Source organism: Dehalococcoidia bacterium (assembly GCA_035574915.1).
In the GTDB taxonomy this organism is placed as follows: domain Bacteria; phylum Chloroflexota; class Dehalococcoidia; order DSTF01; family WHTK01; genus DATLYJ01.
Genome location: DATLYJ010000079.1, coordinates 1 through 10,279, shown reverse-complemented (window position 1 = coordinate 10,279; position 10,279 = coordinate 1). Strand labels below are relative to the sequence as shown.

The window sequence follows — 10,279 nt, the reverse complement described above, 5'->3', positions numbered from 1 at the left end:
CCGAACTCAAAGCCAAGAAGAGCGATTTCAACGCTGCGATCCGATTGGTGGAGCAGGGTAATCACAAGCTAACGCCGGTAGGAACGTTTGCCGACCAAGTGAGGAACCTGGAGCTGATGCTGCGCGTGGCTTATGCGGACGACGACTTGAGCGAGGCTGAGGTTGCCCTTGCCAGCGACTTCTGCAAGGCAGTTGGCATCTATCCTGATCAGTTCGAAAGACTGCGTGCAGAAGTACTGGCTTCGTTGACGAAGCAAGGGAAGGTTTGTCCGTCGTGCGGGACGGCCGCGGATGCCGAGGCGCACTTTTGCCCGAAGTGCGGCTCTAGTCTCACCAGGGAAGACGAGGCAGGTCAGATCGAGATGGCCATTCCAAGCAAGGGGCTCGCGATTGAGTTCGCCGAATCAACGGCGGCGGGATTCCCGAAGGCCCTGGAGCTAGCCAAGGCATCGGGAGGTTTTCAGAGCTGCCAGAAGAGCAAGAAGACGTGGTACTTGGCGGTGTACCCCTCCGGAAGCCTAAGCGACGCCTTGCTTCTCGTTGAGTCCCTAAGCGGGATTCGTAACCGCCGCCTCTATATCGACGGAGAGGAAAGGCCGTGGGATGAGGTCTTTGGCTTCGCTTGGTGTGCTGCACAGCGCGCCACAGCGTATCGGCCAGCGGAATACTGCTTCGGGAAGGATGAGAATCGGCTGAACCCGTGGGGCTGCAAGCAAGCCCGCATGGATTGGGCCGAGTGGGCGAACTGGTTCTGTTACGGGAAGTGGGAGAAGGCTAGCGTCTTCGGCGGAAAGGTGAGGTGGCGCTTCGATAAGGACAGAATCCGGCACGAGTTGGCGACGAACCTGTTCCGCTATCGCTTCTGCCCGCATCTTCGGGCCGATCTCTCCGAGGCGGTCCTGAGACAACTGCCGGAGACCGTCGCTCCAGACTCCGATCCAAACTGGGGATACCACCAGCAGTATGAAGAGGTCCCGGGAGCGATCAAGGTCATCGAGAGGGAAAGTTCGAGTGGACTGACGTACACGAACGAGTTCTGGGCGGATGGCGTCCGCCCAAGGGGCCTTCGAGTGCTCGCCGATATTCTCGCGAAAGCCTTTCAAGAGCTTGGCGCCAGGCCCGTGGCTGTTAACAACCTCGTCAAGTGAGCTCCAAGGACGCCTCCGGCCTGCTCGGTGCCGGGGGTGGCCGGCCAGATCAAGGAAGGGGCGGCGCGGCAGAGAGTCGGCGCCTGCCCCCAAGCCGTTAGACCTGGAGATCGAAGGACCGCCGCCGACGACCGGTGAGGGTGTTGATCTCGACACCGTCCTCGACGGATTCAGGAGTGGGGACAGAGACATCGGGTAGGTCTTCGGGACTCTCTACGGTGTTGCTAAGGTCGGCCTCGACGCTAGCGGGTGGCGTCTGATCACCGATGACACGAAGCGTACTGTCGGGAAAGAGTAGCTTCACCACCACACGAAAGACGTCACGCGTCCGCGTGGTCTGTTCGCCGTTGTCATAGTCGCTGAGGACAATCGAGCGCTTCCGGACGATGCCACGAACGAGGTGGCGATCCGCGCCCTCGCCTACGATGCCGTCACACTCGCCGGCGGCGAGCAAGAGGCCGAGGTGGCCCTTGTGGAGCGGGAGCGGTGGTCGTACCTGGCGCCGGCCGCGACCAGCGACCTGGGCCTGCCAGAATGCCGACCAGACGGGTGAACGGCGGACCTCGGCCTCGAGGGTCTCGTGATCGAGGATGACGGACCGGAACATCGGCAGCGGGCGTCCTGCGGGAACCGTGTAGGTCGCGGACGACTGGGCGGGCAGAATCTGCGCTCGGCCGGCACGAGCTGCGGCGAGGGCGTCGCGCACGGCTGGGTCAAAGCCGGGCTCCGTCTTCTTCCGACCGAGGATGACGAGCGCGCTCGTCACGCCCGAGGACAGCCGATATGGAGTGACGGCCTCGCAGCGTGCGCTCAGGAGCTTGATCGTCGAGGGCGTCAGCTCGTCCGGCGCGAGGAGCGCCAGCAGGATCCCGCCTGGACGGAGCCACGGGAGCAAGATGCGGAGGCGCGCGGCTCCGCCGGCGCCGGCGGCGTGGAGGGCGGGGGTGAGAGTGCCGCGCCGTACCGCCGGGGAGGTGACGAGCAGGCTCACCTCGTCATGGGAGACACGCGCATCCTCGAGGTCGCAGACCAGGATCCGTGAGCAGTGCAGGGCTGCCTGGTTGGCGGCCGGGCGACGGGGCTCGATGCCGTATCGGATCGCGCTCGAGCCCGCCGTGAGGGCTGCAAATAACTGGCCGTCACCACACGGCGCGGCCAGAGCGGCGAACGGCACGTCGGGCAGGCTGAGCAGCTGGCGGAGCCGGAGCCCAGCACCAGCGGAGGTCACCGCCGGTCTGGCGAGGCCGGAAGGCAGTTGCGCCATGTGATCTCGAGGGGCGACGGCGGCGAACGCATGGCCGTCGCTCGAAGATGTGGGGATCGACTACGTCGGCACCGAGGCGCGGGAGAAGGCCTACGGCTTCGGCCGTCGAAGTCCTTGTCAGAGGAACCCGGTACAATCCTGACTACGACGCGCTGCCGTGCTCCTCGGTCCTGCGCTTGGTGCTGGGAAGACAGGCGACGTGCATGACGTCGTGTGCGACCTTGACTACGGTCTCACCGGGCAGGACTGGCCGGCCGCATATCTGACAAACGGCGTCTTCGGTATTCAACGGCTTCTCCCTGGGGCACGAGAGTTCACTCGCTGATGCGATCGGCAGTGGCCTCCGAGATCGGCCAACAGCTGGAACCCGGCGTCCCCGCCTTCTCCCAAGAAGCCATTACAGCACCCAGAGTGGGACCACTGCCAGCAGCCGGCACAGAAGCGTATGGCCCTGAATTCAGGGCGCACACCCTACCGATGACGCCGGCGGTAGTCCGCCGGGCTCTCCGTGAGGCCACCGGTTCGCGCCCATATGCCCCGCTCGGCGCGCTGGGCTTCGGCCTTCGCGGCGCGGAGCCGCTCGACGTATTCGACGTTCGGCGGCATGACGAGCGTTCGGCAGAAGCCTTCGCGCACCAGCAGCTCCTGCACCAGTGTCTTGCCGCCGGTCAGGAAGACCCCGGCGAGCAGGCGGCCATGGCCGTCGCGGGATTGGATCGCAAGCTCAAGAATGACGGCTCGCCGAAGTACAAGCGCGGCCAGGCGGGCTGTGGCGCGTGATCCCCACGGCGCCTGGCCTGTTTCTGGGCAGTCGATCCCGACCAGGCGTACCACCTCGTATTTCTTCAGGCCAGGCCCAAGCGTCGCGAGGCGCGCCACGAGAGTGTCGCCGTCGCTCACGTGGACGACCTGGGCGGCGACGTGGCGGCCCTCGGCCGCGCTCCGCGCCGGCGTCGTGGCTTCGATGGTGGCGAGGACGAGAAGGAGGAGCGAGAGGGCGCTGCCGGCGGCGCCTCGCGACATCATGGGGCGCCGCCGTCCTTCGGCGGCGACAGGATCGTGGCGCGACCGCGCGCCTGCTTCCAAGCGGCGTAGACCGCGTTGAAGCAGTCCGGGCACTCATGCGGCTCAGGCGGGGGCGGCACGTCGGCGCCGTCCTGGAGGACCAGGGTCCAGGGGATCGGGCATGGACGCTCGAGGTAGGCCGCCTGGAGCCGCGCATGGAGAGGGCGGAACCAGGCCAGGATCTCCTCGCGCTTGGCTTCGCGCTCCTCGTCGCTCAGCTGAGCCTCGCGCTCGAGGCCCGCGGCGATCTGGTCGAGGAGCCGGAAGATCTGCGCGTCGGTCATGCTAAATGCTGGCTTGATTCCTCTTCGGTCCGGCGCAGCTAGGCGTGAGCGGCGCGCGGCCGCGTACCCCGAAATGTCGGCGGCGCCGCCCCGCCTCAGGACCACGAAAGTCGGTCACTGCGCAGCTCTGCGGTGATCTCACGTGCAAACCCGAGGGACCACCGAGGAGCATCGATCCGTCGTCAGGCCATTCCCTCGGGCGCCCGGGCAAGCGCCCGGAGCCGGGCAGCGAGGACGCGACGCTCGGCATCCACCGCCTCGTCGCGGCGCCGGAAGGGACCCAGTACCTCACCGGTCGCGAGGATGCGCGCGCGCCAAGCTTGCGCAGCCTCATCCCAATGGACGGCGCTGGCACGTTCGGCGCGGACGTGGCCCAGCGCGCGGAGGTCGATCGCGTCGGTGTAGAGGCCGATGACGGTGCCGTTGGGCCACAACGTGAAGGCATCGAACATGGCGGTCAGCTGGACTGGGTCTGCCGTGGGACTGGGGCGCGGGCCTGCTGGTAGTACTCGCGCGTGCGCTCGCGGTGCGTGGCCGGGCCCAGCAGCTCCTCGGCCTCGCGCGTGAGCGTGTGGCAGGCCGGGCCCGGGACGCCTTCTACCGTAAGCGCCACCTTGCCCGCTGAGTCGATGGTGAACACGAGCCTGAGCATGGTCAACCTCAACGCTCGGCGACGACCTGGATCGTCCCGTCCGAGTGCCGCTGGACGTGGATCTGGTAGCCGCGGGCGCGGTAGTGGTGCTGGATCGTGCGGAGCGAGTAGGCCTGTGCCAGGCGCCCGAGGAAGGCCTGGTTGTAGGGACCGCGCGCGCCCGGAGTGCGCTGATCGTACTCGGAGATGATCGCGCGGAAGACTCCGTCGGGCTGGCGCGCGAACCCGATGTCGTTCGAGCCCCGGCCGACGTACTCGCGACGGATGACGATCTCCGCCCGCTCGGGACGCGCGTCGCCGCGGTAGCCGTAGAGCGTGACGGGGCCGTCGTGGACCTCGATCGTATCCGGAGGGAAGCCGAGGTCGACCAGCGCCTCGACCAGGTGGCCGGCGTCGGTGAACACGGTCGCGATGATGACGTATTCGCTCATGGAGTAGGCGCCTCCTGCGCCACGGTTCCCAACCTCACTGGCCGGTGCGGGGCGAGTTCGAGGGCGACGGGTTCGCACTTCGCGATCGGCACGTCGTGGAAGTCCCACGGGTGTTCGACGATGACCGCTCGGAGCCGCCACAGCCTTGGATGTCATTGTTGGCCGCTTTCTGAGCTCGCGTGCTCACGGTGACGCAGCCGCGGCCGCTCTCTCCTCGTCGCCTGTGTCCGTCTCCACCGTGAGTGGATCTTCGTCGCCGAGATCGAACTGCCGGCGCAGGCGCCCGGTGAGCACGTTGACCTCGCCTCCCGCCGTCGCGGCCGCCAGGACCGATTCGAGGCCCTGCTGGAAGACCTGGCGGAGGTCAGGGCGCGTCGACACCGTCGCGGTGTCAAGGTCGTGCAGGCAGGTCTGCTCGAAGCGAGCAATCGTCTGCTCGAGTGTGCTGTCGCCGAAGACGTTGAGCTTCCGGAAGCGCTCGATGCTCTGCCGGAGACGGCCGAGGCTGCCGTCGCGGAGGGGACGGCCGGATTTCACGTGCTCGAGGACGCGCTCGAAGGTGTGGGCGATCTGGGCGTGGAGTTCTTGGATGCTCCGGTCGAGTGTCTCGGCCAGTCGCTGCTGCACCTCGTGGCGGTAGGCCTCGTCGGCCTGGCGCCGCTGCTCTTCCTCAGCCGCTACACGCGCGGCGCTCACCTCGCGGAGTCCGCTGAGGCTCAACTGGTAGCTCAACCAGAAGAAGTCGAACTTTCGGCGCAGCTGCTCCTCGCTGGGATAGAGCTGCGCCACCCTGGCGAGGAAGTCCTGCCGGAAGGCCTCCTCGGTGTCCGGATGACCCACCTTGACCCAGGCCGTCTGCGCGGCCGCCCGCCACTGGGGCTCCATGCCCGCCCGCGCGGCCGGGTAGTCGGCGATGAACCGGTCTACCGCGTCGAAGAACTCCTGGCGATGCTTCTGGAGGGCGGCGAGGACCTCAGGAGTCGTCTGCGCGAGCAGGAAGCGGCCGCCGTCCGGCAGCGGATGACTCAGCTGCTCGAGGGTGTACTTGGCGCGCCGGGCGACCTGCCGGACGATGTCGAGAGCGCCCTTGGGGACGAGGAGCTTTCGCCCGAGCTGGAAGTGCTCGGCCAGCTCCTCCGGCTTCATCCCGATGTCGTTGGTTTCGAGCTCGGCCGTGGCCGTCCAGAGCTTGATCTTCAACTGGACGATGAGGCCGCTGCCGAGGATGTCGGTGGCGGAAGGGGCGGAGCCTGTGGTCATGCGGGTGACCTCCCGAGGAAGCCGCCGCCGTGCCCGATCAGGGCCGGCCGTGGCGAGGGCTGCGCAGGATGCGTCTGAGGCGCTTGAGCGCGGTCTTCTCCAGCTGGCGGACGCGCTCGCGTGTCACGCCGAGCCGGTCGCTTGCCTCCCGGAGCGTGTGAGGCTCGTGCCCGTCGAGCCCGAACCGCAAGTGCAGAACGGCCCGCAGGCGCGGATGGAGGCGCTCGAGCGCGTCGGTGAGGCGGATGCGGTCGTGACTGCTCTCGGCCAACGCCAGCGGGGCGGTGGCCGACCCGTCGCTGAGACAGTCGAGCAGGTGGTTGTCGTCCTCGTTGAGCGGGGCGTCGAGGGAGAGCGGCTCCTGCGGCGCGGCGAGCGCGGCGCGCACGGTGGCAGGGCTGAGCTTCGTCGCCGCCGCGAGCTGCGGGACGGGTACGGGCTCGGGTGAGCCGTTGCGAAGCTGTCGCTCGGCTCTGGCCAGGGCATGTTGGGCCTGGACGAGATGGACCGGGAGGCGGATGGTCGCGCTCGTCTCCGCGAGCGCGCGGGTGATCGCCTGGCGGATCCAGAACGTCGCGTACGTGCTGAATCGGTAGCCCAGCGACGGGTCGAAGCGCTCCACCGCTCGCAGGAGGCCCAGGTTGCCCTGCTGGATGAGGTCGAGCAATTGCCGCTGCGGACCACGGTACCGCTTGGCGATGGACACGACGAGGCGCAGGTTGGCGCCGATCATCGCGTCGCGCTGCTCTCGGTAGCGAGCGCTCGCCTCAGTGAGCTGCGTCCAGACCCGGGCGAACGCCGCCGGCCCCAGGCCGGTACTTCGGCAGAGCGTCTCCAGGCGGCTGCCGAGCGCATTGCGGCTGGCTGCGTCGCGGGCAGTGTCGAGCTCCACGCGGGTGCGGGCGATCGCCTCCGCAGTCGCGGTGAGGGAGGTCAGGATGCCGAGTAGGAAGTCGCCACGTATCGGTAGGGGCTGGAGCAACGGACGGACGGCGCAGATGAGTTTCCTGGTCAGCGGACGTGGGGCCTCTCCGCGGCGGCAACCGGCCGTCCGGTGTAGGCGATCGAGGATCCGGAACAGCTGCGCGCGATCGATCAGCTCGCCGGCCACGGCCGGGCTCTTCGCCGTCCGGCCATGGAGCAGAGGCTCCAGGGCGTCGAGGATCGCTTCCTGGATGGCGGGGAACTGGGTCGCGACGGCTACGAAGGCCGCACGCGTAGCGCGGAGCCTGGCCACGAGCTCTCGCTCGCGTTCGTGCGTCAAGAGCGCGACTCGCCCGACGTCGTTGAGATAGAGCGCGACCAGATCGGCGTCCCGGGTGCGGCCCTGGTCGCGGCCGTTGGCCGGGGCGCCCGCGGCGACGGGGTCGTCGTCTTCTTGCCCGACGAGCGGACGATCGGAGTCGTCGGAAGTCATCGCTCAGGCCTGTCGAGGGTACGAAGCAGGCGCCTCGGGCGAGGCGCGGGAAGTCGGCTCACGAGTACCGGTTCCGTGAGCCGACGCCGTGAAGGAGGGGGATCAGCCGATGTCCAGGAGGCGCCGAGAGGCTCCGAAGCCCATCTCCGGAGCGTTGGCGAACAGGGCCCCGGTCCGACGGGCCTCCTCGCGCATCTTCTCCAGGTCCTCCTTCCGCGATTTCGACAGGGGCATGACCCGCTTGACCGCGTCGAAGAGATCCTTGGCTATCAGGCTTCGGCGCTCACGGAAGGCCGCCGCACAGCCGGTCTTGATCACCTGCTCGATCTCGGCCGGGCTGTAGTCGGCCGTCTGCTCGACCAGCTCGTCGAGGTCGGCCTGGACGACGGACTGCCGCCGCTTGGCGAGATGGATCTCGGCGACCACGCGCCGCTCGAAGCTCTGCGGGAGGTCGACGAACCACCGGCCGTCGAAGCGGCCCGGGCGCAGGAGCGGCGCCGGCAAGGAGTCGGGGTTGTTGGCGGTGGCGATGACGTAGACCGGCGAGGGCAGGCCGTCCGGGCCAACCCCGCGCTCCTGGAGCCAGGTGAGCAGCTGGCCCATGATGCGCGTACTGACGCCGGAGGTGTCCGTGCCCGCCCCCGCCAAGGCCTTCTCGATCTCGTCCACGTGCAGGACGCACGGGGCCATGGCCTCGGCCAGGCGCAGCGCGTCGCGCATCCGGGTCTCGGACTGGCCGACGAGGGAACCCAGGATCCGCGACATGTCCAGGCGGAGGAGCGGCAGGCCCCAGGTCGCGGCCGCGGCGCGCGCGATGAGGCTCTTGCCGGTGCCGGGCAGGCCCGTCAGGAGCGCGCCCTTCGGCAGGTCCTCGGGGACGAAGCCCCAGGCGAGGGCCTCGGCGGCGTACTTGATCAGCGCGCCCTGCTCGAGCAGCCATTCCTTGAGGGGATCGAGGCCCCCGACGGCATCGAGCGTGACGCGCGGCTCCATCAGCTCGAGCAGTCCCTGCTTGCGCACGAGCGAGGTCTTCTCGCGCTGGATGACGGCCGCCATCGCGCCGGGCTGGGCGGTCATCATGGCCAGGGAGAAGGCGCTTTCGGCCTCGTTCCAGGTGAGGCCCCGGGCGGCGTTGATCATCGCCTCGATCACGCCGTCCTCGAGCTCCGTCGGATAGGGCCGCTGGGTGCCGGCCGCCCGGGCGGCCGCCTGCTTGATGCTCTTGAGAAGCTCGGGGATGAGGTCCCGGAGCTGCGCGGAGGTCGGCAGCGCGTAGTCGAGCAGCGCGACGTCCTTCTCCAGCTCGAGCGGCAGGGTGCTGTAGGGCGAGCACAGCAGCATCGGCCGAAACGAGGACTTGGCGATCTCGAGCGCGTCCCGGATCGCGCGGACCGTGTCCGGCTCGGTGATGAAGTGCGCCTGGAGGTCGAAGAAGACCGCCACCGTCCGCTTCTGGAGCTTCTGGATCTCGAGCACGGCGGTCGGCGCGGTTGCGCCAGCGGTGGTTCCCTGGATGGCCTTCCCCTCGGGATCGCGCCACCCGCGCACGGCGCTCCACGAGGCGAAGGACCAGCCGATGTCCTTCAGCGTCTGGAGGTCCCGAAGGAGCCGCTCCTCCTCGTGCGTGGTGACGGCGATCGCGGGGTAGCCCGCTTTGATGTAGTCGGACAGCGTGGTGGCGAAGGGCGTCATGGGCATTCCGGAAGGCTCCTGTCGCGTCGGGTGCGGCCCGGGTTTGAGCGGCGGCGTTGCGAAGGGCGGAGCGGCGTGAGCGCGCGCCGGCGCACGACGAGCCGGATGACGTCGCGGGTCTCGTCGATGATCGGCATGAGGCACGGGAAGTCGGCGATCGGCGCCGTGCCGTTGTCGCAGTGGGCGCGCTCGAGCGCCTGGAGCCGACGCAGGTACTGGCGAAGGGTGGTCAGGATCACGGGCTTCTTGTCCATGGCTGGGCGGTCTCCTGGACCGCGCGCACCGGCCAGATTGGCGGGTCGGGGATCGGCGCGATGTGAGGCTATGGGGTCAGCCGGATGGCCGGCTCAGACGCGGAGCAGTCCCACGCCCATCTCGCGGAGGATGCGCTCGGCCTCACCTTTCTGGCTGCCATTCAGTGCGGCGATGGCCTGGACCTGGGCGTTCATGGCTTCGGCCAGGGCCCGCTTCATCCCCCGGACCGTGAGGACGGCGCGGACGGCCCGGTTGACGTTGCGCGAGCGGGACTTGATCGTGGGTTCTGGAATCTCGACGCGGACGCGCATCAGACAACCTCCGAGGCGCTGCGCGGGACGGGCAGAACTGCGGCAGGGTGTGGTTTCTGGGCTGGTCAGGAGCAGACTGGCGAGTCGCCCGCGGCGTAGCGATGCGTCTGCTCGTAGAAGATCATGCCCGCTGGGTCATCTCCGGTGGGAAGGTCTCGGCACCGGGCACCTCGGAGATCGGCTGGCCGGCATAGCGGTAGGCGCTGCAGCAGGGCACCCCGGCGCGCATCCAGGCGGGGTGACCGCAGCTGCGGATGATCCCCTCGACGACCCAGACCTGGATGTTGTAGTCGAACCCATTGAAGACGTGGCCGTCGCGAAGCTCGTCGCTGCTCAGGCGGGTCATCGCTAGTGCTCCGCTAGCCCGCTTCATTCATGAACGCAGCGACCAAGAGCACCGATGGCCCTCGGAGCCCCGTGGAGCCGCGTTCGGCGGGCATGATACGGATTCGAGCAGGGCATGAAGCGATGTTCGATGGCGCCCACCACCGAGGACGGCA

At 68.4% G+C, this 10,279-nt stretch carries 14 protein-coding genes; 1 reads left to right on the top strand and 13 read right to left on the bottom strand.

Annotation, left to right across the window (positions count from 1 at the left end):
• On the top strand, positions 1 to 1,148 hold a 1,148-nt coding region (locus VNN10_07600; protein ID HXH21879.1), incomplete at its 5' end, for a zinc-ribbon domain-containing protein.
• A 97-nt stretch (positions 1,149 to 1,245) separates the two neighbouring features.
• On the opposite strand, the gene VNN10_07595 is transcribed toward VNN10_07600, so the two are convergent.
• From VNN10_07595 to VNN10_07535, 13 genes are all read right to left on the bottom strand, one after another.
• The gene (locus tag VNN10_07595; GenBank protein ID HXH21878.1) at positions 1,246 to 2,322 is read right to left on the bottom strand and encodes a hypothetical protein; all 1,077 of its coding nucleotides are present in this window, start codon (positions 2,320 to 2,322) and stop codon (positions 1,246 to 1,248) included.
• A 232-nt stretch (positions 2,323 to 2,554) separates the two neighbouring features.
• On the bottom strand, positions 2,555 to 2,701 hold the full coding sequence (locus tag VNN10_07590; GenBank protein ID HXH21877.1) for a hypothetical protein: 147 nt from the start codon (positions 2,699 to 2,701) through the stop codon (positions 2,555 to 2,557).
• Positions 2,702 to 2,883: 182 nt separating this feature from the next.
• A complete protein-coding gene (locus VNN10_07585; protein HXH21876.1) occupies positions 2,884 to 3,438 on the bottom strand; it encodes a thermonuclease family protein in 555 nt (184 codons plus the stop codon).
• Positions 3,435 to 3,761, bottom strand: a complete 327-nt coding sequence (locus VNN10_07580; protein HXH21875.1) for a hypothetical protein — start codon at positions 3,759 to 3,761, stop codon at positions 3,435 to 3,437. The genes VNN10_07585 and VNN10_07580 overlap by 4 nt, the downstream gene beginning before the upstream one ends.
• 182 nt (positions 3,762 to 3,943) lie before the next feature.
• A complete protein-coding gene (locus VNN10_07575; GenBank protein ID HXH21874.1) occupies positions 3,944 to 4,213 on the bottom strand; it encodes a hypothetical protein in 270 nt (89 codons plus the stop codon).
• Positions 4,214 to 4,218: 5 nt separating this feature from the next.
• Positions 4,219 to 4,413, bottom strand: coding sequence for a DUF2997 domain-containing protein (locus tag VNN10_07570; GenBank protein ID HXH21873.1), 195 nt, complete (start codon positions 4,411 to 4,413; stop codon positions 4,219 to 4,221).
• 8 nt (positions 4,414 to 4,421) lie between these two features.
• Positions 4,422 to 4,844, bottom strand: coding sequence for a DUF1257 domain-containing protein (locus VNN10_07565; GenBank protein HXH21872.1), 423 nt, complete (start codon positions 4,842 to 4,844; stop codon positions 4,422 to 4,424).
• A 183-nt stretch (positions 4,845 to 5,027) separates the two neighbouring features.
• Positions 5,028 to 6,104: a DUF3150 domain-containing protein gene (locus tag VNN10_07560; GenBank protein ID HXH21871.1), complete on the bottom strand. Its 1,077-nt coding sequence runs from the start codon at positions 6,102 to 6,104 to the stop codon at positions 5,028 to 5,030.
• 37 nt (positions 6,105 to 6,141) lie between these two features.
• Positions 6,142 to 7,521, bottom strand: a complete 1,380-nt coding sequence (locus tag VNN10_07555) for a sigma-70 family RNA polymerase sigma factor (GenBank protein HXH21870.1) — start codon at positions 7,519 to 7,521, stop codon at positions 6,142 to 6,144.
• A gap of 102 nt (positions 7,522 to 7,623) precedes the next feature.
• Positions 7,624 to 9,219 carry an AAA family ATPase gene (locus VNN10_07550; GenBank protein ID HXH21869.1) on the bottom strand — a complete coding sequence of 532 codons (1,596 nt, stop codon included), beginning with the start codon at positions 9,217 to 9,219 and terminating at the stop codon, positions 7,624 to 7,626.
• On the bottom strand, positions 9,210 to 9,467 hold the full coding sequence (locus tag VNN10_07545; GenBank protein ID HXH21868.1) for a hypothetical protein: 258 nt from the start codon (positions 9,465 to 9,467) through the stop codon (positions 9,210 to 9,212). The genes VNN10_07550 and VNN10_07545 overlap by 10 nt, the downstream gene beginning before the upstream one ends.
• Before the next feature lie 93 nt (positions 9,468 to 9,560).
• Entirely contained in the window at positions 9,561 to 9,779 is a 219-nt protein-coding gene (locus VNN10_07540) for a hypothetical protein (GenBank protein HXH21867.1), read from the bottom strand.
• A gap of 121 nt (positions 9,780 to 9,900) precedes the next feature.
• A complete protein-coding gene (locus VNN10_07535; protein ID HXH21866.1) occupies positions 9,901 to 10,125 on the bottom strand; it encodes a hypothetical protein in 225 nt (74 codons plus the stop codon).
• Positions 10,126 to 10,279: the final 154 nt, after the last annotated feature.